Genomic DNA, 25,051 nt, shown 5'->3' with positions numbered 1-25,051 from the left:
CCTTAACCGTAAATGATATTACCGTTTTCGTCTTTATATTCGTCCAGCCCCTTTTCGTAAGTAGCCATTGCACGCAGACTCATACCAACACTTGAAAAACCTCCATCGTGGAACAGGTTCTGCATAGTTACCTTACGGGTAAGATCGGAGAACATTACGATACAGTAATCAGCACATTCGTCGGCTGAAGCATTACCGAGCGGAGACATACGATTAGCAAAGTCATACAGTTTATCCATACCCTTCACACCAGAACCGGCAGTTGTAAAGGTAGGCGACTGGGAAATAGTATTCACACGCACGTTGTGCTCACGACCATAGATATAACCAAAACTGCGGGCAATAGATTCAAGTAATGCTTTTGCATCCGCCATATCGTTATATCCGTAGAAAGTACGCTGTGCAGCTACATAACTCAATGCCACGATAGAACCGTATTCTGCAATTGCATTTTGCTTCTTGGCAGCCTGAATCATTTTATGGAACGAAACAGCTGAAACATCCAGCGTAGTATTCAACATATTATAATCGAGATCATCATAAGTACGTTTCTTACGAACATTCGGTGACATACCGATAGAGTGCAATACAAAATCAATTTGTCCGCCCAAAACTTCCATCGAGCGTTTGAATACGTTCTCCAAATCTTCTACGTTGGTGGCATCAGCAGCAATCACTTCGCAATTGAGCTTTTCTGATAAAGCAGAAACCTGTCCCATGCGAACAGCAACAGGAGTATTTGATAATGTAATAACAGCACCTTCTTCAACGGCTCTTTCGGCTACTTTCCAGGCAATAGACTGCTCGTTTAATGCACCGAAAATAATACCTCTTTTTCCTTTCAACAAATTGTAACTCATACCTTTTAATGTTAAATTAGGTTGCAAAGATATAGATTTTCTGCATAAAAGCACGAAAAGTGTGCAAAGAAAAGAGGGAAACCACAAAAAATACAGTGAATTTGATTATTTATTAATAGATAATAGAGTCTCCTACAACAAAATGACAATTCTTACTCCCGAAATATAAAGCAATTGTCTATCATCTCAATGACAACAGTATTCCTTATTTATATCAAGCGTACTTTGAATCACTATATAAATAGCCAGAGAGAGTCGACAGGTTGCCGCAATCGTTTGTCGGAATACATATAAAAAAGATCAGTCTAAACAAAAAGAAAAAAGTAGTAATTCAAAAATAGAAAAGGCAAAGTTCTGTTGGTACTTTACTTCAATAAATTTGCATCAAAATACATTTTCTAATATTAAGTTAATAATCACATCATATTTATAATGCAAAAGAAGATAACGGGACAAAGATAATAATATCTTTTAATAAATCATAAATTCAAGGTTTATTTTTTCATGTATATTATGAAATACATTTTAGCTTAAAAACAGGAATATACTTCTTTGGCAAATATAGTAGACTATAAGTAATACTCAATAATATTGGAACCCAATCCCCCTACCGGTCAGTCAATATCTACTATAACCAACTAATAAACAACAGATAACATTATTGAGGTCCATAGTATATCTGTACGCCTATTACAACATATCAGACTGTCATAATCAATTAAGTACCAACAGAACTAAGCCTGAAGCAACAATGTAAAGATAGATCATAAAACACAATAAATAGAATAACCCTAATTTAAAAAGCTTATGAGATAAAAAACAGAGAAATGACCTCACACAAACTCCGGAAAACCATTTTTCCGGGAAACCTAAGAAACAAACTATTCAAAATGAAGTTTAACCGAACAATTTAGTGTATGACAAAAAAAATCAACCTGTTTCCAAGCCTTATACGGTTTCGGGAAACCAATCGCCTAAAAATGGCAATTGCTGCATCTATCATGCTATGGTGTATGGCACCCCAACAAGCAGTTGCAGATACGTATGAAAAACACGAAGTTGCCAGTATTCAGCAGCAAAAGGTAAAAGCGAACGGTACTGTAGTAGATCAGACCGGCGAACCTCTAATCGGCGTTTCTGTAAAAGTAAAAGACGCGCCTAATGGAACAATCACCAATTTAGATGGTAAATTCTCCATCGATGTAGCCAAAGGTGCTACACTTGAAATATCCTATGTGGGATATAAAACGGTCATTGTAAAAGCCGAATCAACCCCAATGCACATTGTCTTAAAAGAAGATAGTGAAATGATAGATGAGGTAGTGGTAGTTGGTTATGGCTCACAGAAAAAGGTTAATGTCACCGGTGCCGTAGGCATGGTCAATTCCGAAGTACTTGAAGCTCGTCCGGTACAAAATGTATCGCAAGCTTTACAAGGCGTGGTACCGGGTTTGAACCTCTCCGTCAACAACGGTGGTGGTTCACTGGATAGTGAGATGAGTATTAATATTCGTGGTACAGGTACCATCGGCGACGGCTCCGGATCGTCTCCATTGGTATTGATCGATGGCATCGAGGGCAGCCTGAATACAGTAAACCCCAATGATATTGAATCGGTATCAGTACTGAAAGATGCTGCATCAGCTTCTATTTATGGTGCACGTGCCGCATTCGGTGTGGTTTTGGTAAAAACCAAAAGCGGACAATCGGGAAAACCCAGAGTGACCTATTCGGGTAATGTGCGCTTCTCTGATGCGACTAATATTCCTGAAATGCTGGATTCTTATACTTTCGCACAATACTTTAACCGTGCAGCGGCAAATGATAATGGTGGTACTGTTTTCAGTAAAGAGCAACTGGAACGCATCAAAGCATACCAGGATGGTACCTTAAAATCATCAGCTACCTTTAACGAACAATCACGCCGATGGAACTACTATACGGGATCGAATGCAAATACCGACTGGTTTAAGGAAGTGTATGAAGATTGGGTTCCTTCCATGGATCACAATCTTAGCATCAGTGGTGGCACAGATAAAACTCAATATATTGTCAGTGGAAGCTTTCTCGATCAGAAAGGTTTGATCCGCCATGGCAAAGACACCTTCCAGCGCTACACTTTAAATGGTCGAATCACAAGTAACATCACAGACTGGTTTACATTGGGATATTCAACCAAATGGACACGTGAAGATTATGATCGTCCAAGTTACCTGACGGGATTGTTCTTCCACAATGTGGCACGCCGCTGGCCGACTGTACCTGTCTATGACGATAACGGATACCTGACCGAACCATCCGAACTGATCCAGCTGGAAGACGGAGGCAGACAAATCAACCAGAAGGACCTCTTCACACAACAACTGCAACTGACCTTCGAACCAATCAAGAACTGGAAAATTTATGTAGAAGGAAGTTTGCGTGTGACCGCCAATAACCAACATTGGGAAGTACTGCCTGTTTATCAGCACGATGTAGACGGTAACCCGGTAGGTATGACATGGGATGCAGGTGTAGGCAGCTATCCGGTAGGCGGTTCAAAAGTGTCTGAATATGCTTATAAAGAGAATTACTATTCTACCAATATCTATTCAGATTACTTCAAGCAACTGGATAACGGGCACTATTTCAAGGCAATGGTAGGTTTCAACGCCGAGCTGTACAAGGACCGCAGTGTAAGTGCGGACAAATCAACCTTGATTACTCCATCCGTACCGACAATTAATACCGCAGTAGGTGAACCCAGTGTAGCAGGTGGATACAGACATACCTCAGTGGCCGGTTTCTTTGCCCGTTTAAACTGGAACTACAAAGACCGCTACATGCTGGAAGCCAACGGACGCTACGATGGTTCTTCACGCTTTATCGGCGACAAACGTTGGGGATTCTTCCCGTCATTCTCAGGTGGTTGGAACATCGCCCGTGAAGCTTTTTTCGAAGAAACCGCCAACAAGTTGAAAATTGGTACACTGAAACTGAGAGCATCGTGGGGACAGTTGGGTAACACCAACACCAATGAAGCCTGGTATCCTTTCTACCAGACTTTACCGCAAGGACAGAACTACGGATGGTTAGTAAACGGTGTACGCCAGAATTATGCCAGCAATCCGGGTATCGTCAGTAGCGAAAAGACCTGGGAAACCATCGAAACATGGGATGCCGGTCTGGACTGGGGATTATTCAACAACCGTCTGACCGGTTCATTCGACTATTTCGTACGTTACACATACGACATGATTGCCACCGCTCCGGAACTCCCATCTATTCTGGGTACAGGTGTTCCTAAAATCAATAATGCCGACATGAAATCGTATGGTTTCGAGTTGGAAATCGGCTGGAGAGACAGAATCAAAAACTTCTCTTATGGAGTGAAATTTGTCCTCTCGGATGCACAACAAAAGATTCTGAAATACAACAATCCCGACAAGAGTCTTAGTAATCCTTATTATGAAGGACAGAAGCTAGGAGAGATATGGGGATACAAAACAATTGGAATCGCACAAAGCGATGAAGAAATGAACCAACATCTTGCCAATGCCAAGCAGCCGATGGGGCAGAAATGGGCAGCAGGTGACATCATGTATGCCGATCTCGACAATAGCGGCTCAGTGGACCAAGGTAACTACAAAGTAGGTGATTCGGGCGACTGGCAGATTATCGGAAACAACACCCCTCGCTTCAACTATGGTATCACGATAGATGCTGCTTGGAAAGGTTTAGACTTCCGTGCCTTTGTACAAGGTATCGGCAAACGTGATTATTGGCTGAACGGCCCGTACTTCTGGGGATTCTCCGGAGGTGGCGAATGGGCTTCCGCCGGATTTAAAGAACATTGGGATTTCTGGCGTCCGGAAGGTGATCCCTTGGGAGCTAACACCAATTCGTACTTCGCACGTGTCATCCGCGGTACATCGAAAAACCAGCAACGTCAGACACGTTACTTGCAAGATGCTTCGTATTGGCGCTTGAAAAACATCCAGATCGGATATACATTACCCAAAGTATGGACAAAGAAAGCAGGAATGGAATCAGTACGTGTTTATGTATCGGGCGACAACCTGCTGACTGTATCAGACATCACCGGAGTATTCGACCCCGAAAACCTGGGAACCCAATGGACCGATCCGGGTAAAGTATATCCGTTACAGAAAGTAATTGCAATTGGTTTAACCGTAAATTTCTAAAAAACGAATCATTATGAAACTAAAAAATAGAATCATACAATTATGTGTACTGACAGGGGGAGTATTACTTTTCCCATCATGTAACGACTTCCTAGACAGGGAGCCGCTGGATCAGGTAACACCGGAATCGTATTTCCAGAATGCAGATCACTTGGCAGCTTATAGTATTTCAAAATATCAGAATCTGTTCTCTACTCATAGCGGATTTAGTGCGGGTACTGTAAACAATGACGGTGCTACCGACAATATGGTTTCAGGCGGCAGCAGCGGTAGCGGACTCCAGAATTACTACACCAAGGATGTTTGGAAGACAGAAGCAGCCAATGACAACTGGGACTTCTCCTTTTTTCGTTATTGCAATTACTTCTTTGAAAAAGTACTCCCCAAATATGAGGCAGGAGAGATATCAGGTAACGCTGACGATGTGAAGCATTATATCGGTGAAATGTACTTTATCCGTGCCTGGAAATATTTCCAGAAGCTGAGGATGTATGGAGACTATCCGATTATCACAGAAGTATTACCGGATAATGCGGAAATATTGATAGAAAAAGGTGTACGACAACCACGTAACAAGGTGGCGCGTTTCATTCTTGAAGATCTTGACAAGGCCGCCGAGTACATGCACGACCATGGTTTTGCCGGCAACAACCGCTTGAACAAGCAATGTGCTTTGTTAATCAAATCACGTGTAGCACTCTACGAAGCTACTTTCGAGAAATATCATCAGGGTACGGGACGTGTACCGGGTGATGCCAACTGGCCGGGTAAGCGAGTGCATCCTGATTATAAGTATGATGCCAATACCGAAATAAACTTCTTTCTGGACCAGGCGATGTCCGCAGCAGAACAAGTAGCCGATGTCATTAAGCTGACACCTAACAGCGGTGTGTTCAATCCGGCAAATGACAACGACATTTCGGGATGGAATGATTATTTCGATATGTTTTCAGCCGAAGACATGAGTGGATTTGAAGAAGTGCTCTTCTGGCGTGATTATTACTCCGGCGACTTTACCATCGCACACGGCGCTACAGCTTATGTAGCTTCGGGAGGCAACAACGGTATGTTGCACAACTATGTACAATCTTTCCTGATGAAAGACGGTATGCCTTGGTATGCAGCCACAGCCGCATATCCTTTTAAAGGTGACGAACGGGTAATGGATGAAAAAGCCAACCGCGACGAACGTCTGCAACTCTTCTTATTTGGTGAGGAAGATATGATACCGGCCGTATCCAACGCTACAACCAATGCCATGAAAACATATCAGGACGCAAATTACCCCAATATAATCGTAGCCGAATCGGAAATCAAAGACTTAACAGGATATCGTATTCGTAAATGTCTCTCTTACGACCAGAAACAATATGTTTCGGGACAGGCTCAGTCTACAACCGGTTGTGTGATTTTCCGTGCAGTAGAAGCTTATCTAAACTATATGGAAGCTGCCTGCATGAAGAATAACGGGAATGTTACGGGAAAAGCTGCCGAATATTGGAGAGCTGTACGCATACGTGCAGGAGTTGATCCAGACTTCACTAAAACCATTGCCGCAACAGACTTGAGCAAAGAAAATGATTTGGCTAAATACAAAGGCGAGAATGAAATGATCGATGTGACACTTTTCAATATCCGCCGCGAACGTCGTTGCGAATTCATTGGCGAAGGCATGCGTATGGATGACCTGATTCGTTGGAGATCATTAGACAGACTGTTGGTCGAACGATTTATTCCCGAAGGATTTAACTTCTGGGGAAGTGACGCTTACAAACGTTATGAAGGAGAAGATGCCAAGTTCGAATATATCGAAGGCCCGGACAACGCTATGGCAAATGTTTCATCCAGAAAATTATCCAACTATTTACGTCCTTATTCTGTTGTACAAAAGAATAATGAAATCTATGACGGTTATACTTGGGCTAAAGCGCATTATCTCTATCCCATACCTATCCGACAGATCGAATTATTATCACCGTCAGGCGAAATAGCTTCATCGGTTATCTATCAGAACCCATACTGGCCTGAAGAAAGAAACACAGCAGCTATAGAATAATTATATCAAATATATAAATATTGATTTTTAGTATAATAATAAGGAGGTTGTGGTAAGAGATTTATAGCAACTACATAAGGTTTAAAAAAGGAAAATTGAAAAAGGGTGTCCGTGAGGATACCTTTTTTTTGCGTTCATTATCGCTATTGAAATGATATGGAAAGTCTTGCCCTTTCATTCTTTTCCGGTATACATGCCTTTGCAGTAGACACTTATCGATATCTTAAAGTCAATCAAGACGAAAACATCACCAATTATCAAGCCAATCGGCAACGTAGGTATAATAAGAAAATGGGAGAAATGATGTTATAGGGAAATATATAAAAAGGCAAAGTTCTCCAGGTACTTATTCTGAAATAATCAAAGCAACTTTTTATTTACTAATATTAAGTTAACTTAAGCAGTATAGTCATAATTCATCAGCTATACTTACGGCAAAGGTAAACATTCATTTTAATAAACCATAAAATTAAGTGATTTTTTTTGCATAAATACTAAAATATGTTCCATCATCCATAGCTATTCTTGTCTTTTCGTTAAATCCAAGTAGACTTCAAGTAGAACACAAAAGGCCATTTCCAGTCATAAACATACAATATAAGGGGGAGATCTGATACACATATTTCCTACATAAAGGGTAGGTAGTAAAAGCATTACTACCTTTATCTCTCTTTTCCCCTTATATAGCTATTCTCATATATCTACTCAAAAATAAGTACCTGGAGTACTTTATAATAGTCATAACTCCGTACCATCAGCACATCTCAGACAAGACAAAAACGATATTATAAGATAACCCTAATCAGACAAGCTTATGGAGTAGAAACAAAAAAGACACTTAAACATCACTTCCGGCAAGATAAATCTTTACCGGAAAAATCTCAAAAAACAAACTATTCAAATTTATGTTTAACCGAACAATTTAGTGTATGAAAGAAAAAACCAACCTGTTTCCAAGCCTGATACGACTTCGGGAAACAAGTCGCCTAAAAATGGCAATTGCCGCTTCTATCATGCTTTGGTGTGCAACACCTCAGCAAGCCACGGCTGATACTAACGAAGAACACGCGATTGAAGCTGTACAACAAGCTAAAGTAAAAGTAAAAGGTACTGTAGTAGATGAAACCGGAGAACCGATGATCGGTGTAGCCGTAAAAGTTCTCGCAAACAACACAGGTACCATTACCGACCTGGAAGGAAAATTCTCGGTCGAAGCCCCTCTAGGAGGCGCCATCCAAATTTCATTTATCGGATACAAAACCGTTACGGTGAAAGCAAGTAGCGAGCCTATCAGTGTGACGTTGAAAGAGGATTCTCAACAGTTGGACGAAGTCGTAGTAGTAGGTTACGGCTCACAGAAAAAGGTGAATGTAACCGGTTCTGTCAGCATGGTGGACTCAAAAGTAATCGAATCTCGTCCGGTACAAAACGTATCACAAGCCCTTCAAGGTGTGGTTCCGGGATTGAATATGTCAGTAGGTAATAGCGGTGGCGCACTGGACAGTAGTCTCAGTATCAATATCCGCGGTGCCGGTACCATCGGCGAAGGTTCGAGCGGAAGCCCGTTGGTATTAATCGACGGCATCGAAGGTGACATGAACACAGTGAACCCGAATGACATCGAAAACATTTCAGTATTAAAAGATGCCGCCTCTTCTTCTATCTACGGTGCACGTGCTTCTTTCGGTGTAATCATGATTACAACCAAGAGCGGTAAGTCCGGTAAGACTCGTGTGAATTACTCGGGTAACGTACGTTTCTCCGATGCAATTCAGATTCCGGAAATGGTGGATTCTTATACCTTCGCACAATACTTCAACCGTGCCAACACAAACGATGGAGGAGGTTTGGTGTTTGACGAAGCGGCCTTGGAACGTATTAAAAACTATCAGACAGGGAAATACACCGACCCGAACACTCCTGAATACTATGGAGCGAAGGCCGGTAATGACGGAAAATGGCAAAACTATACAGGTTCCTTCGCCAACACAGACTGGTTTAAAGAGTTCTATAAAAATTGGGTACCCTCAACAGAGCACAATCTGAATATCAGCGGCGGTACAGACAAACTCACTTATATGATCAGTGGCAGTTTTCTTGACCAGAAAGGTCTGCTAAGACACGGTGAAGATCAGTTCAACCGTTACACCATGAACGCCAAAATTTCTGCAAAGTTAACCGACTGGGTTACTTTGAACTACACCAGCAAGTGGACACGCGAAGATTACGACCGTCCGACTTACATGACCGGTCTGTTCTTCCATAATATCGCCCGCCGTTGGCCGACTTGTCCGGTAAGAGATCCGAACGGACATTATCAGCAGAAAATGGAAATAATCGAAATGGAAGACGGTGGTAAACAAACCAGCCAGAAAAACTGGTATACCCAACAATTGCAGGCCATCTTCGAGCCCATAAAAGACTGGCGTATCGTAGCAGAAGGTAGTATGCGTACCTATACACGCAAACAATCATGGGCTGTACTTCCTATTTACGCTTATGATGCCGACAATCAACCCTATTTATTAGGATGGGGCGATAATGCAGCCGGTTATTCCGAAGTACAAGACTCACGTGAAAGTGAAGACTACTTTTCTACCAATATTTATACGGACTTCGCCAAGACCTTCGGTGATCACAACTTTAAGATAATGGTCGGTTTCAATGGTGAGCTTTACCGCCCAAGCGGGCTGACTGGGTTCGGTACAGATCTGATCAGTCCTGAAGTACCGTCTTTGGGATTGACACAAGACAATAAAAAAGCCAGTTCATGGGCCAGTGAAAAAGCAATCGCCGGTTTCTTCGGACGTTTAAATTATAACTATAAAGAACGCTACATGCTTGAGGCCAACCTTCGCTACGACGGTTCTTCCCGATTTATCGGTGACAAACGCTGGGGGCTTTTCCCATCATTCTCCGCAGGATGGAACATCTCACGCGAAGCATTCTTTGAACCACTGACTCAAGTGGTAGGAACTTTAAAACTGAGAGGTTCGTGGGGACAGCTCGGTAATAACAATACCAGTGAAACGAACGCTTGGTATCCATTCTACCAAAACATGCCTACAGGCAGTGCTTCCTCGGGATGGTTGATCAACGGCAAAAAACAGAATGTAGCCGGTCTGCCCGGTATCGTCAGCAGTTTGATGACCTGGGAAACCATCGAATCATGGAACGTGGGTATCGACTGGGGATTGTTTGACAACCGTCTGACAGGTTCATTCGATTACTACAACCGCTATACATACGACATGATCGGTCCGGCTCCTACACTGCCCTCCGTATTGGGTGCCAGCGCTCCACAAATCAACAACTGCGATATGAAATCGTATGGTTGGGAATTAGAGCTTTCATGGAGAGACCGCATTCAGCAGTTCAATTACGGTGTCCGCCTCGTCATGTCTGACAATATGCAGAAAATATTGGAATACCCGAATAAAACCTTGTCTTTGGGCGAAAAGTACTATACAGGAAAAACCATAGGTGAGATTTGGGGATATAAAACCATCGGAATTGCACAAACCCAAGAAGAGATGGACAAGCACTTAGCCAACGGAGGAAAACCGAACTGGGGATCAGCCTGGGGTGCCGGTGATATCATGTATGCCAATATTGACGGAAAAGACGGTGTGAACAGCGGTGCCAATACAGTAAACGACCATGGCGATTTAAAGATTATCGGTAACAGCACTCCGCGTTACAACTTCGGTCTGACATTGGACGGTTCCTGGAAAGGACTCGACTTCTCACTCTTCATTCAGGGAGTGATGAAAAGGGATTACATGTTGGACGGTCCGTATTTCTGGGGAGCCAACGGAGGTATGTGGCAATCATGCGTATTCAAGGAACACCTCGACTATTGGCGTCCTGAAGGCGACCCATTGGGAGCAAACACCAATGCCTACTATCCGAAACCATACTTCAGCAGCAATAAAAACCAAAAAACGCAAAGCGGTTACTTGCAAAATGCAGCCTACTGCCGCCTGAAGAATGCACAAATAGGTTACACTCTTCCCAAAGCATGGACCAAGAAAGCCGCCATGGAATCGGTACGTGTTTATGTATCAGGAGACAACTTGCTGACAATCTCAGGCATCAGTGATATATTCGACCCGGAAACACTGGGTGGAGACTGGGGACCGGGTAAATTATATCCGTTGCAGAGAACTATTTCAATCGGCTTAAACGTTAACTTCTAATTCATTGAATGAACTATGAGACTAAAATTAAAACATATATACTTCTGCTCATTGATAGCAATGGGCGGATTGGCGATAACTTCGTGCGAGGATTTTCTCGACCGGTCACCTATCAGCCAGGTAACTCCTGAGAAGTACTTCAGTACAGTAGACCAGGTAGCAAACTACCTCAATAACTACTACAACGACTATCTGGACGACTCCAGAAATTATAAGCTATATCACCAACAGGCTTGGAACTCAGGCATGCAACGCAACGATGCCAACACAGACAACCTGTTGGCAGACGACAGTAGCCTGGATTATTTTGCCGGTAACTGGCAGGTAGGAAGCGGGAAATCGATTCAAGCTCCATTAAACCGAATCCGTACATGGAATTACCTGCTTGAACAAGTACTTCCCAAAGAAAAAGAAGGATCGATTCAAGGATCGGTTGAGGACCTGAAACACTACATCGGCGAAGCTTACTTCTTCCGTGCCATGGCCTACTACAAAGCATTGGTGAAATATGGCGACTATCCTATCGTAGATAAAGTTCTCCCCGATCAGGAAGAGATTTTACTGGAGTACAGTACACGTGCTCCGCGCAATGAAGTAGCCCGCCAGATTCTGAAAGATTTGGATGAAGCTATCAACCGTATGCACGACCAGGGTTTCCAAAACAACCAGCGTATCAACAAGCAGGTGGCTCAACTCTATAAATCAAGAGTAGCCCTGTTCGAAGCTACTTTCGAGAAATATCATCGGGGAACCGGACGTGTGCCGGGAGATGAAAGTTGGCCGGGTGCTAAAATGTCTTACAACAGCGGCAAAACGTTCAACATTGACGGTGAGATAGACTTCTTCCTGACCGAAGCCATGAATGCAGCAGCAGCCGTAGCCGACCACTGCACGCTGACCGAAAACTCACACGTGCTAAATCCGGAGTATGGACAAATCTATAATTGGAACCCGTATTACGAAATGTTCAGCACACCGGATGCTTCCGGTTATAGCGAGGTGTTGTTGTGGAAACAGTATGACAAATCATTAAATGTTTCACATTGTGCGCCTGCACGTCTGCAGAACGGTGACCGTACCGGATTGACTCGCGGATTCATTACTACTTTCTTGATGAAAAGCGGTTTGCCTATTTATGCTGCAGGCAACGAATATCACGGTGATGTATCTATCTCGGATGAAAAAGAAAATCGCGACGAACGTCTGCAACTGTTTGTATGGGGTGAAAAAGATGTATTGCACAGTGATACCAAAAACCCGGCTGTAGCAGCAGCCGGCACAACACTGCTTTTCGGAGTTCCGAATATCATCTCCGAACAGAAACAGACTCAAGACCTTACAGGATACCGCCCACGTAAAGCTCACACTTACGATTACGCACAGACTAAGGGTGACGAACTGCTGGGGACCAATGCTTGTGTTGTCTTCCGTTCTGCAGAAGCTAACCTCAATTACATGGAAGCCTGCTACGAGAAAACCGGTTCACTGGATGCCAAGGCACAAAAGTATTGGAAAGCACTCCGCACACGCGCCGGTGTTGACGACGATTATGCCAAGACTATTGCAGCAACCGACTTGAGCAAAGAAAATGACTTAGCCGTTTACTCGGGCAGCAAAATGGTGGATGTTACCCTCTATAATATCCGTCGCGAACGCCGTTGTGAATTCATCGGTGAAGGTATGCGCTGGGACGACCTGAAGAGATGGCGTTCCTGGGATCAATTGCTGACCAAACCCTATATCATTGAAGGTATCAACTTCTGGGATGCCGCTTATAAAGATCACAAGGACATTAAGGACGATGGTACCCTTGATGCAAACGTTTCGCCCAAAAGCGACAGCAAATACTTACGCCCACTTCGCAGAACCTCAATCAATAATGAATTGTATGACGGTCTGACTTGGCGTAAAGCATTTTATCTGGATCCGATCGGCATAGAAGATATGTCTTTGACCGCTACCAATCCGGAAGATATCAACACAACTCAGTTGTATCAGAATCCTTACTGGCCGATGACTGCCGGTAAAGCATTGGAATAGTGTTTTCGATAGGAACTAAATACAAAAACAATATAATTTTTTACTAAGTATTGATTTTTAGTATAATAGGGTGTTGTGGTAAGAGATTTATAGCAACTACATAAGGTTTAAAAAAGGAAAAGGGAAGGGAAGTCCGTGAGGATCTCCCTTTTCTATTTTACTCAAAAACGGAAGACTATCCTTTGCACATGGCCCTCAACCAGACACTTCTCCTTATTAACATTGTTAACACTATCTGTGAGACCTTCCTTTATCTCCTGATAAAGAACAAGTTTTTTACATCGAAAGGGCTTGTTATTTAAATACAGAACACTTGCTTTAACATAGAATTAAAACAAGCATTGACCGAAGGAAGAAGGAAAGGCCACAATATCTTGGTTTCTAACGAGATATCAAAGGAAAGTTCCAGTTTCTCCCCCAATAATACATATACGGTAATGAAAGAGATATTTGCTATTTCAACAACTAAATTTTCTATCGTAAATCGGAATAAATGACTTCAACCGATATCATAAAAAGAAATCAGCAGATTAAGCAATCATTTACTTAAAATGCTGATTTCAAATATCAATATAAAATATCGCTAAAAGTCAATCACAGGATTTTATTCCCATTCGATAGTTGCAGGTGGCTTCGAACTGATATCATAGGTCACACGGTTCACACCTTTTACCTTATTTATAATATCATTCGACACTTTACCAAGGAATTCATAAGGCAAATGCGCCCAGTCGGCTGTCATAGCATCCGTTGAAGTCACGGCACGCAAAGCAACGGCACGTTCGTAAGTACGTTCGTCTCCCATTACGCCTACCGATTGAACAGGAAGCAAGATAACACCTGCCTGCCACACCTGATCGTACAATCCCCAATCGCGCAAACCCTGAATAAAGATATCATCGGCATCTTGCAAGATACGAACCTTCTCAGGAGTAATATCACCTAAGATACGAACAGCAAGTCCCGGCCCGGGGAAAGGATGACGGGTAATCAAGTGCTCGGGCATACCTAACTCTCTACCTACACGACGAACCTCGTCCTTAAACAACAGGCGAAGCGGTTCACAAAGTTTTAGATTCATCTTTTCAGGAAGTCCTCCCACATTGTGGTGACTCTTGATAACAGTACCGGTGATAGAAAGCGACTCGATACAGTCCGGATAAATCGTACCCTGAGCCAGCCATTTCACATCTTTCAGTTTATGTGCTTCTTCATCGAATACGTCAATAAATCCTTTACCTATAATTTTACGTTTACGTTCAGGTTCGGTGACGCCTTCCAGTTCAGAGAAGAACTTCTCACTGGCATCCACACCAATCACGTTCAAGCCAAGGCATTCGTAATCGTGCATCACGTTCTTAAACTCGTTCTTGCGAAGCATACCGTGGTCAACGAAAATACAAGTCAGATTCTTGCCAATAGCCCTGTTCAGCAAAACGGCGGCTACAGAAGAGTCAACTCCTCCGCTTAATCCCAGTACAACCTTGTCATCACCCAGCTGAGCTTTCAATTCGGCAACCGTGCTCTCGATGAATGACGCCGGACTCCAGTCCTGTTTACAGCCACATACATCGACAACGAAATTGCGAAGCATCTGCGTACCGTCTTCACTGTGGAAAACTTCCGGATGGAACTGTACTCCCCATACCTGTTCGCCCTCTACCTGATAGGCGGCAATAGCCACTTTGTCTGTCGATGCAATGGTTTTAAAATTCTCAGGGATAGCAGTAATGGTATCACCGTGGCTCATCCATACCTGCGTACCCTCTCTCACACCTTTGAACAAAACATTGTCCTTGCAGAAAGAAGTCAGGTGAGCACGTCCATACTCACGGGTACCTGCCGGTTCTACTTTGCCACCATTGGTATACGCCATAAACTGTGCACCATAGCAGATGCCCAAGATGGGGTATTTACCTCTGATTTCGCTCAAATCGACCTTGAACGCACTTTCGTCATATACGGAGAAGGGGCTTCCCGACAGAATCACTCCCTTGACGGTTTCATCGCCTTTGGGGAACTTGTTATAGGGGACAATCTCGCAATACGTATCCAACTCGCGCACCCGGCGACCGATAAGCTGCGTGGTCTGTGAACCGAAATCAAGTATTATAATTTTCTCTTGCATATATAGATATGTTATGAATTTGGCGCAAAATTACTGCTTTTCTTTCAATAAATCACGTATTTCAGTCAACAATATCTCTTCTTTTGTAGGTGCAGGAGGTGCGGGCGGCGCAGCAGGTGCCTCAGCTTTCTTCTGAGTCAACTTTGTAATCAGTTTAATAAATAAGAATATAGAAAAAGCAATGATAAGAAAATCGAAAGTCGCCTGCAGAAAGTTGCCGTAATTCAATGTCACAGCAGCGGCCGTCTCTTTTCCGTCAGCCCCATATTCCGCAGCTTTCATTACCCATTTCAAGTCCGTAAAGTTCACTCCCCCAATGAGTAACCCCAAAGGTGGCATAATGATATCGGCTACAACCGACGAAACGATTTTGCCAAAGGCACCACCAATAATCACACCGACAGCCATATCTACCACGTTTCCTTTCATGGCGAAAGCTTTAAAGTCTTGTAAAAAAGTACTTTTTCCCATCTTTTTTTATATTTAATATGAATTTAATATGCGAATATAAAAACATTTTCTTACTTTTGCACCGCATTCTAATGAAACAAATGCGAATTTAGAAAAGTATTTGAACAAATATTATAAAACCCTTAAAAGTTTAAACAAAATGATTAAAGTAGGTATTAACGGTTTTGGCCGTATCGGACGTATGGTATTCCGTGCAGCAGTTAAGAACTTTGGTAACGACATTCAGATCGTAGGTATTAACGACTTGTTGGATGCTGAATACTTGGCATACATGCTGAAATATGATTCAGTACACGGTCGTTTCGAAGGCGAAGTTGCTGTAGAAGACGGTGCTCTGATTGTAAACGGAAATAAAATCCGTCTGACTGCAGAGATGGATCCTGCTAACTTGAAATGGAACGAAGTTGATGCTGACGTTGTAGTTGAATCAACAGGTTTCTTCTTGACTGACGAAACAGCTCGCAAACATATCCAGGCTGGTGCTAAGAAAGTTATCATGTCTGCTCCTTCTAAAGACTCTACTCCTATGTTCGTATATGGTGTTAACCACACTTCATACGCAGGACAGGACATCATTTCTAACGCTTCTTGTACTACTAACTGCTTGGCTCCTATCGCTAAAGTATTGAACGACAAGTTCGGTATCGTTAAAGGTTTGATGACTACAGTTCACGCTGCTACTGCTACTCAGAAAACAGTAGACGGTCCTTCTAAGAAAGACTGGAGAGGTGGTCGTGGTATCCTGGAAAACATCATCCCGTCTTCTACAGGTGCTGCTAAAGCTGTAGGTAAAGTATTGCCGGTATTGAACGGTAAACTGACTGGTATGGCATTCCGCGTTCCGACTTCTGACGTTTCTGTAGTTGACCTGACAGTTGTTCTGGAAAAAGCTGCTACAATGGCTGAAATCAACGCTGCTATGAAGGAAGCTTCAGAAGGCGAATTGAAAGGTATCCTGGGCTACACTGAAGATGCAGTTGTTTCAACTGACTTCCGTGGTTGCGCTAACACTTCAATCTACGATTCTAAAGCAGGTATTTCTTTGGATTCTAACTTCGCTAAAGTTGTTTCTTGGTATGACAACGAATGGGGTTACTCAAACAAAGTTTGTGAAATGGCTCGCGTTATCGCTGCTAAATAATCAAGCTAAGATACAATATACGAAAAGCTGTTCCGGTTTCCCCGGAACAGCTTTTTTTATTTTCCTCTCCCAAGCCCTATAGTCCCGAATCACAACAGAATCAAATAAATGGTAGTAAAAACAGTAGTGAGACACGTTAAATAAGAAGAAAACTGTACGGAAGTCTGTGATACTCTGTGGTGAAATTTGTAATTTTGTAAATGTAACATTGATATTACTGAATATGACAAATATAGCAAATGCACAAAATCCATTTTTTGAGAAATATACAACTCCGTATGGCACTGTTCCTTTTGACAAAATAAAAAATGAACATTACGAACCCGCCATTCGTGAAGGTATCAGTCGCCAGGCAGCAGAAATAGATGCCATCGTCAACAACCCGGAGGCTCCCACATTCGCTAACACAATTCTTGCTTATGAAAAATCAGGAGAGTTACTCGATCGGGTTACCACCGTATTCGGCAATTTGCGCAGTGCTGAAACCAATGATGACCTGCAGAAGATTGCCCAGGAGATGATTCCTTTGTTAAGCGAACACAGCAATAACATCAGCTTGAATCAGGAACTCTTCGAACGTATCAAAGTTGTATACGGTCAAAAGGATTCCATAGAGCTGACTCCGGAACAAACCAAGCTTCTGGAAAACGCTTATAACGGATTTATTCGTCGCGGAGCCAACCTGCAGGGAGAAGCCAAGGAGAAATATCGCGAGCTGACAAAGAATCTTAGTAAACTGACATTGGATTTCAGTGAAAATAACCTGAAAGAAACCAATAACTATCAGTTGACTCTGACCGATGAAGCCCAGTTGGCCGGTCTGCCGGAAAGCGCCATCGAAGCCGCTGCAGAAACAGCCCGGGAAAAAGGAGTGAATGGCTGGGTGTTCACATTGCATGCCCCCAGTTATATTCCTTTTATGACGTATGCTGATAACCGGGATTTACGTCGTGAACTTTACATGGCTTACAATACAAAATGTACCCACGATAACGAATATAACAACCTGGAAATTGTGAAAAAGATAGCCAATATCCACATGGAAATCGCACAATTACTGGGTTATGACAATTATGCGGAATATACACTGAAAGAACGCATGGCCGAAACCGGTGATGCCGTATATAAACTGCTCAACCAATTGCTGGATGCATATACCCCCACCGCCCATAAAGAGTACGAAGCTGTACAAGAATTAGCCCGTACAGAACAAGGAGATGCTTTTGAAGTGATGCCTTGGGATTGGAGCTACTACTCCAACAAACTGAAAGACCGGCAGTTCAATATTAACGAAGAGATGCTCCGCCCCTACTTCGAACTGAGCAAAGTGAAAGCGGGAGTCTTCGGACTGGCTACCAAATTGTATGGCATCACGTTTCATAAGAACCCGGATATCCCGGTATATCACAAAGATGTGGATGCTTACGAAGTGCTGGATAAAGACGGAAGTTTCCTCGCCGTACTGTATACGGATTTCCATCCGCGCGAAGGTAAACGTTCCGGTGCCTGGATGACAGAATTCAAAGGACAATGGATAGAAGATACCGGTGAAAACAGCCGTCCACATGTATCGGTAGTCATGAATTTCACCAAACCGACAGAAAGCAAGCCGGCACTGCTGACTTATGACGAGGTGGAAACCTTCCTCCACGAATTCGGGCATGCCTTGCATGGGATGTTTGCCAACTCAACTTATCAGAGCTTGAGCGGAACGAATGTATACTGGGACTTTGTAGAGCTCCCGTCCCAAATCATGGAGAACTTCGGGATTGAAAAAGAATTCCTGCATACCTTTGCCAATCATTATCAGACCGGAGAACCGTTGCCTGACGAATTGATCAGCCGGCTGGTAGATGCATCAAACTTCAATGTTGCGTACGCCTGTCTTCGCCAAGTCAGTTTCGGGCTGTTGGATATGGCCTGGTATACCCGCAATACCCCCTTCGAAGGTGACGTAAAGGCATACGAACGTCAGGCATGGGCTCAAGCACAGATATTGCCCACAGTTTCGGAAACCTGTATGAGTACCCAGTTCTCACACATCTTTGCCGGAGGATATTCGGCAGGTTATTATAGCTACAAGTGGGCGGAAGTTCTGGATGCGGATGCATTCTCACTGTTCAAGCAAAAAGGAATCTTCAATGAAGAGGTAGCCAATTCCTTCCGTAACAACATCTTGTCGAAAGGCGGAACAGAGCACCCGATGATACTTTACAAACGTTTCAGAGGACAAGAACCTACGATTGACGCATTACTAATCAGAAACGGAATAAAAAAATAGAAAAAAATGAAATATAAATACTTATTATTATTACTTTTGATGCTCCCTTTTGTAAGCGGATGCAACGATTCGGATGATGTGAACGGTATCTTTACCGGAAAAGTATGGAAACTGACGTATATTACCAAAAAGAACGAACATAAACCCTATGATTTCTGGGGTGATAAAGACAAATATGAACAATCTATCAAGAATTACATCAATAAAGAAGGTGCATACACAATCAAATTCGAAGGGGAGACTACAGACAATGTCATCAGCGGAAAGTTTAGCGGAACGCTTTTGTCACATTCTTACACCGGAACCTGGAGTGCCAATGGCGAAAGCAATGCTTTCTCAGCTTCCGTAAAAGGGTCTGAAAATGATCCGTTAGGATTTAGTAACAAATTTGTCGAAGGACTCAACAGGGCTACTTCGTACAAAGGGAATTACGACAACCTCTTTATCTATTACAAGGATGAGGGAGGAAGAGAGTTATGCCTGGTATTTCATGTTGATAAGGACAACAATAAATAATATAGCAGCGTATGGACACAGCAAACAGCAAACAATCAGATTTGGACAAGCGTTATATCCGCATGGCTTCCATCTGGTCGGAAAACTCTTATTGCCAACGCCGTAAAGTAGGAGCACTGATTGTCAAAGACAAAATGATTATCTCAGACGGATATAACGGAACACCATCCGGCTTTGAGAACGTTTGTGAAGATGATAACAACGTCACCAAGCCCTATGTTCTGCATGCTGAAGCCAATGCCATCACCAAGATAGCACGTTCCAACAACAGTAGTGACGGTGCTACGATGTATGTCACTGCTTCACCTTGCATCGAATGTGCCAAACTGATCATACAGGCAGGCATCAAGCGAGTGGTGTACTCTGAACACTATCGCCTGGAAGACGGAATAGAGTTACTGAAACGTGCAGGTATTGAAGTCGTTTTTGTCGATACGAGTGAAAAATGAAACAACATACATAAACAACTGACTACAACGCAACTCTCCGGTAGTTTGTCGTCCGTAGCCAATAACTATAAAAAGATATGAGTACAAAGAACTCTTCACGGTTTACCCCTGTCATCATCGCTATCAGTGTGGTAATCGGAATTCTGATAGGTACATTTTATGCCAAACACTTTGCCGGCAACCGACTCGGCATTATCAACGGCTCTTCGAACAAGTTGAATGCTTTGCTGCGCATTGTCGATGACCAGTATGTGGACACCGTCAACATGGCCGACCTTGTGGAAAAGGCAATGCCACAGATTCTGGCAGAGCTGGATCCCCACTCTACTTACATTCCGGCACAAAACCTGGAAGAAGTGACATCGGAACTGGAAGGCAGCTTCAGCGGTATCGGTATCCAGTTCACCATCCAGGACGACACTATCCATGTGAACAGTGTCATTCAGGGAGGGCCTTCCGAAAAGGTAGGATTAATGGCCGGTGACCGTATCGTGATGGTAGACGACAGTTTGTTTGTAGGGAAAAAAGTGACCAACGAACGTGCCATGCGCACTCTGAAAGGGCCGAAGGGTACTCAAGTGAAACTGGGCGTGAAGCGCGCTACGGAGAAAGATCTTTTGAACTTCACTATCACACGCGGTGACATTCCGCAAAACACCATCGACGCAGCTTATATGTTGACAGATGACTTTGGCTATATACAGGTTAGTAAATTCGGACGTACTACACATGTGGAGTTGCTGAATGCCATTGCTTTACTGAATCATAAGAACTGCAAAGGGCTGATCATCGACTTACGTGGCAACACAGGAGGATATATGGAAGCTGCAGTGCGCATGGTCAACGAATTCTTGCCCGAAGGTAAACTGATAGTCTATACGGAAGGACGCAAATATCCCCGTGCCGACGAATTTGCCAATGGAACAGGCAGTTGCCAGAAAATGCCCGTTATCGTGCTGATTGACGAAGGTTCGGCTTCGGCCAGTGAAATTTTCACCGGTGCTATTCAGGATAACGACCGAGGTATGGTAGTGGGTCGCCGTTCGTTCGGTAAAGGCCTGGTACAACAGCCTATCGACTTCAGTGACGGATCAGCCATCCGGCTGACCATTGCCCGCTATTATACTCCATCCGGACGCTGCATTCAACGCCCTTATCAGAATGGTAAAGACCGCAACTACGAAATGGATTGGCTGACACGATATGAACATGGAGAGTACTTCTCAAAAGATAGTATCAAGCTCGATGAAAACCTGCGTTATTCTACCGCCCTCGGACGTCCGGTGTACGGAGGAGGAGGTATCATGCCGGATGTATTCGTCCCACAAGACACCACGGGAGTGACTTCATATCTGACCGAGGTGCTGAGCAAAGGACTTACCATCCAATTCACCTTCCATTACACGGATAATAACCGCGATAAGTTGAAGAAGTACGAAGACGAAGAATCACTCTTAAACTATCTGCGTCGTCAGGGACTGGTCGAACAGTTCATACGCTACGCTGACAGCAAAGGGGTGAAACGAAGAAACATCCTGATTCAGAAATCATATAAATTACTGGAAAAGAGCATTTACGGAAATATCATCTATAATATGCTGGGAAAAGAAGCCTATATTCAATATCTCAACCAAAGCGATCAGACTGTGAAGAAGGCCGTCGAGTTGCTTGAAAGTGGAGAAGCATTCCCAAAGGCTCCCATCAGCGTAGAACCTCAAAAGGAGGAAAAGAAAGATGGAAAGAAAAAAACAACTGCGCAAGTGGATAGCACAGGAGAAGAAGAAATACTCCGACTCTACGCTTAAATCGTTGTCGGAAAAGGTATTGATAACTCTTGAGGCATGCCCCGAATTTCAAAAAGGGCATACTATATTGCTCTATCACTCAATGAAGGATGAAGTGCAGACGCACGCCTTCATTGAGAAGTGGAGCCGGTCGAAAAGAATCATATTGCCTGTAGTAACAGGCGACGAGTTAGAACTTCGCGTTTACACAGGCCCCCAAGATCTCGCCATAGGTTCGTATGGCATTGCCGAACCAACCGGAGCGCCATTCACCGATTACGAAACAATAGATCTGGCTGTGATTCCGGGTGTTGCTTTCGATCGGTACGGACATCGTTTAGGCCGCGGCAAAGGATATTACGACCGTTTATTACCTCAAATTCCGGCTCCCAAAGTCGGCATTTGTTTCCCGTTTCAATTGATAGAAGAAGTACCCGCAGAAGCATTCGACTTCCGTATGGATACTATTATAGCACAATGAAAACAAATTATCACACACATACCACTCGCTGCATGCACGCCGTGGGAGACGATGAAGACTATGTACGCAGTGCCATCAAAGGTGGCTTTCAGGAATTGGGCTTTTCTGATCATGGCCCATGGAAGTATCACACAGATTTTGTATCGGACATACGTATGCTCCCGGAGGACTTACCGGAATATATAGAAAGCATCCGTGCCTTGAAAGAAAAATACCGGAATCAAATCAGCATCAAAATCGGATTGGAATATGAATACTTTCCCGAATACATCCACTGGCTGAAAGAAATCATCAAAGAGTACCGGTTGGATTATATCCTCTTTGGAAACCATCATTACCATACTGACGAAAAGTTTCCCTACTTCGGGCATCATACCACTAATCGGGATATGCTCGACCTTTATGAAGAAAGCACTATCGAAGGAATGGAAAGCGGACTGTTCGCCTACCTGGCACATCCGGATCTTTTTATGCGTTCCTACCCTGAATTTGACAAACATTGTATCAGTGTCAGCCGCCATATCTGTCGGGCAGCAGCCCGATTGCACATCCCTTTGGAATATAATATCGGCTATGTAGCCATCAATGAAGCACGGGGAATAACGACTTATCCTTGCCCGCAATTCTGGCATATCGCAGCCAATGAAGGATGCACGGCTATTATCGGACTGGACGCACACAATAACCTTGATTTAGAAAATCCGACTTACTACGATCGTGCCTGTCAGGAACTGAATGCGCTGAAGATGCCCGTCATAGATACAATCCCATTCTTGAAATACTGAGAGCACCACATTTTAGTTGTAGATAGAATCTCCGTTCTCTTCGAACAGAGACTCTGTTCATAAAGAATGAAGGCTCCGTTTGATACAAACAAAGCCTTCATTTATTATAAAAGAATAGTCGTTTAGCGGAAAATAATATTGGTAATCACCGTAGCCCCAACCTTCTGATTCAAATTACGGACCAAAAGTTCCCGCCCCATCATCAACTCCTGACGGAGGGCAGCAGAGGTCAAGTGTACATACAACACCTGATTACGAATATACAAATCCCTTGTGTACGACATAATAGTAGGTCCCAGCACCGTCTCCCACGAATCAAGTAAGCGTTGCTCATTCAGTGGAGACTCCAAGCTCTCCTGACGCAGATATTTCTGAATCAGTTTTCCAATCGGTTCCGCATCGTTTCGTTTCATCTCTCTTTTTCCTCCATTTCATTGATAGCTCCGCTCTCCACACGAAACATTTTATAGTCACTCCCCACCTTATATAATATACGGTCCAAATGTTCACGATTCGTATCCGTTATGAAAATCTGCCCGAAATTGTCACCCGCCACCAACTTTACAATCTGTTCTACGCGCGAAGCATCCAATTTGTCAAAGATATCATCCAACAGCAACAGAGGTACCGTACTTCCCGTACGCTTCAAAAAATCAAACTGCGCAAGCTTCAGTGCAACCAGGTACGTCTTGTTCTGTCCTTGTGAACCTTCTCTCTTAATAGGAAAGTCACCCAACAACATGTTGAGTTCATCTTTATGTATCCCCCGGAGCGAATAACCCATAATCTTATCCCGTACCCGGCTTTCTTTCAGAACTTCAAGCAGAGATGCTTTTCTTGCGTGTGACTCATAAGTCAGTCCCACTTGCTCCTTATCCTGCGAAATGTACGAGTAGAACGATTGAAATATAGGAATAAACTCACTGATAAATGCTTCCCGTTTCCGGAAAACCACCTCACCGGCCTGTGCCATCATCTCTTCCCAAACGAGAAAAAGCTCTTCTTCTATCGGTTGTTCACTCTTCAACAATGTATTTCGTTGTACCAATGCCTTATTGTAGCGAATCAAAGCATCCAAATACTCCTTATCATACTGCGAAATGACTACATCCATAAAGCGGCGACGTTCGTCACTGCCCCCCGCTATCAATTCCGAGTCGGCAGGCGACACCATCACCAAAGGAATAAATCCGATGTGATCCGACAGGCGCGAATATTCTTTCTTATTACGTTTGAATTGTTTTTTCGACCTACGCTTCATTCCGCAATAAATCTCTTCGGGTGTTCCGTCCATCGCCTCATAGAACCCTTGAATAACAAAAAAGTCCTGTTCATGACGAATATTCTGCGAATCGATCGGATTTCCTGCACTTTTACAAAAAGACAGAAAGTAGACCGCATCGAGCAGATTGGTTTTTCCCATCCCGTTCTGCCCGAAAAAGCAATTCAGTTTAGCCGAAAAATTCAGTTCTACCTGCTCCAGGTTCTTATAGTTCAGTATAGATATACGCTTCAGTATCATGTGTGCACATTGAGTTTGGTTACAAAAGTAGAAAGATTTTCGGGGTTTTAGGTCGCAAAACAAAAAAAGATGCCTCTAAATTTCGTTTATATATATAAAAAAACTACTTTTGCTGACCAAAATATCCAGTTGAAAAAATAACAAAAAGAATCAT

The 25,051-nt window shown here is 43.3% G+C and carries 17 protein-coding genes; 12 read left to right on the top strand and 5 right to left on the bottom strand.

What is annotated here, in order from left to right; all coding sequences use genetic code 11:
* Positions 1-2: 2 nt before the first annotated feature.
* Complete coding sequence (locus BF9343_RS04210; RefSeq protein WP_005775707.1) at positions 3-860, bottom strand: enoyl-ACP reductase FabI; 858 nt, start codon at positions 858-860, stop codon at positions 3-5.
* A 917-nt stretch (positions 861-1,777) separates the two neighbouring features.
* Between BF9343_RS04210 and BF9343_RS04205 the strand changes: the two genes are divergently transcribed.
* From BF9343_RS04205 to BF9343_RS04190, 5 genes are all read left to right on the top strand, one after another.
* Positions 1,778-5,044 carry a SusC/RagA family TonB-linked outer membrane protein gene (locus BF9343_RS04205; protein WP_005801253.1) on the top strand — a complete coding sequence of 1,089 codons (3,267 nt, stop codon included), beginning with the start codon at positions 1,778-1,780 and terminating at the stop codon, positions 5,042-5,044.
* Between the two features lie 13 nt (positions 5,045-5,057).
* Positions 5,058-7,100: a RagB/SusD family nutrient uptake outer membrane protein gene (locus tag BF9343_RS04200; protein WP_010992236.1), complete on the top strand. Its 2,043-nt coding sequence runs from the start codon at positions 5,058-5,060 to the stop codon at positions 7,098-7,100.
* Positions 7,101-7,256: 156 nt separating this feature from the next.
* Positions 7,257-7,412 carry a hypothetical protein gene (locus tag BF9343_RS23580; RefSeq protein ID WP_170219090.1) on the top strand — a complete coding sequence of 52 codons (156 nt, stop codon included), beginning with the start codon at positions 7,257-7,259 and terminating at the stop codon, positions 7,410-7,412.
* 617 nt (positions 7,413-8,029) lie between these two features.
* Positions 8,030-11,299 carry a SusC/RagA family TonB-linked outer membrane protein gene (locus BF9343_RS04195; RefSeq protein ID WP_005785256.1) on the top strand — a complete coding sequence of 1,090 codons (3,270 nt, stop codon included), beginning with the start codon at positions 8,030-8,032 and terminating at the stop codon, positions 11,297-11,299.
* Positions 11,300-11,314: 15 nt separating this feature from the next.
* Complete coding sequence (locus BF9343_RS04190; RefSeq protein WP_005785254.1) at positions 11,315-13,339, top strand: RagB/SusD family nutrient uptake outer membrane protein; 2,025 nt, start codon at positions 11,315-11,317, stop codon at positions 13,337-13,339.
* Positions 13,340-13,943: 604 nt separating this feature from the next.
* Here BF9343_RS04190 and guaA read toward each other — a convergent pair.
* Both guaA and mscL read right to left on the bottom strand, forming a co-directional pair.
* Entirely contained in the window at positions 13,944-15,467 is a 1,524-nt protein-coding gene (gene guaA / locus BF9343_RS04185; RefSeq protein ID WP_005785252.1) for a glutamine-hydrolyzing GMP synthase, read from the bottom strand.
* 30 nt (positions 15,468-15,497) lie between these two features.
* Complete coding sequence (mscL, locus tag BF9343_RS04180) at positions 15,498-15,938, bottom strand: large-conductance mechanosensitive channel protein MscL (RefSeq protein ID WP_005785250.1); 441 nt, start codon at positions 15,936-15,938, stop codon at positions 15,498-15,500.
* A gap of 139 nt (positions 15,939-16,077) precedes the next feature.
* Here mscL and gap point away from each other — a divergent pair, with 139 nt between their 5' ends.
* The 7 genes from gap to BF9343_RS04145 all read left to right on the top strand — a co-directional run bounded on the left by gap (position 16,078) and on the right by BF9343_RS04145 (position 23,375).
* A complete protein-coding gene (gene gap / locus BF9343_RS04175; protein WP_005785248.1) occupies positions 16,078-17,079 on the top strand; it encodes a type I glyceraldehyde-3-phosphate dehydrogenase in 1,002 nt (333 codons plus the stop codon).
* A 223-nt stretch (positions 17,080-17,302) separates the two neighbouring features.
* The gene (locus tag BF9343_RS04170; protein WP_005795986.1) at positions 17,303-19,360 is read left to right on the top strand and encodes a M3 family metallopeptidase; all 2,058 of its coding nucleotides are present in this window, start codon (positions 17,303-17,305) and stop codon (positions 19,358-19,360) included.
* Between the two features lie 6 nt (positions 19,361-19,366).
* Positions 19,367-19,876: a DUF4847 domain-containing protein gene (locus BF9343_RS04165; protein WP_005785244.1), complete on the top strand. Its 510-nt coding sequence runs from the start codon at positions 19,367-19,369 to the stop codon at positions 19,874-19,876.
* An 11-nt stretch (positions 19,877-19,887) separates the two neighbouring features.
* Entirely contained in the window at positions 19,888-20,325 is a 438-nt protein-coding gene (locus tag BF9343_RS04160) for a dCMP deaminase family protein (RefSeq protein WP_005785242.1), read from the top strand.
* 77 nt (positions 20,326-20,402) lie between these two features.
* Positions 20,403-22,130, top strand: coding sequence for a S41 family peptidase (locus BF9343_RS04155; RefSeq protein ID WP_010992234.1), 1,728 nt, complete (start codon positions 20,403-20,405; stop codon positions 22,128-22,130).
* Positions 22,060-22,590 (top strand): 5-formyltetrahydrofolate cyclo-ligase, encoded by a 531-nt coding sequence (locus BF9343_RS04150; RefSeq protein ID WP_008658777.1) that lies wholly within the window; start codon positions 22,060-22,062, stop codon positions 22,588-22,590. Before BF9343_RS04155 ends, BF9343_RS04150 begins: the two co-directional genes overlap by 71 nt.
* The gene (locus BF9343_RS04145) at positions 22,587-23,375 is read left to right on the top strand and encodes a histidinol-phosphatase (protein ID WP_005785236.1); all 789 of its coding nucleotides are present in this window, start codon (positions 22,587-22,589) and stop codon (positions 23,373-23,375) included. Before BF9343_RS04150 ends, BF9343_RS04145 begins: the two co-directional genes overlap by 4 nt.
* 122 nt (positions 23,376-23,497) lie before the next feature.
* Here BF9343_RS04145 and BF9343_RS04140 read toward each other — a convergent pair whose 3' ends face one another.
* Positions 23,498-23,788 (bottom strand): DciA family protein, encoded by a 291-nt coding sequence (locus tag BF9343_RS04140; protein ID WP_005775689.1) that lies wholly within the window; start codon positions 23,786-23,788, stop codon positions 23,498-23,500.
* The gene (gene recF / locus BF9343_RS04135; protein ID WP_010992232.1) at positions 23,785-24,897 is read right to left on the bottom strand and encodes a DNA replication/repair protein RecF; all 1,113 of its coding nucleotides are present in this window, start codon (positions 24,895-24,897) and stop codon (positions 23,785-23,787) included. Before recF ends, BF9343_RS04140 begins: the two co-directional genes overlap by 4 nt.
* Positions 24,898-25,051 lie beyond the last annotated feature (154 nt).

The sequence above is a fragment of the Bacteroides fragilis NCTC 9343 genome (assembly GCF_000025985.1).
GTDB classification, from domain to species: domain Bacteria; phylum Bacteroidota; class Bacteroidia; order Bacteroidales; family Bacteroidaceae; genus Bacteroides; species Bacteroides fragilis.
The sequence above is the reverse complement of the archived record's forward strand: the minus strand, read 5'-3'. Positions and strand labels throughout refer to the sequence as shown.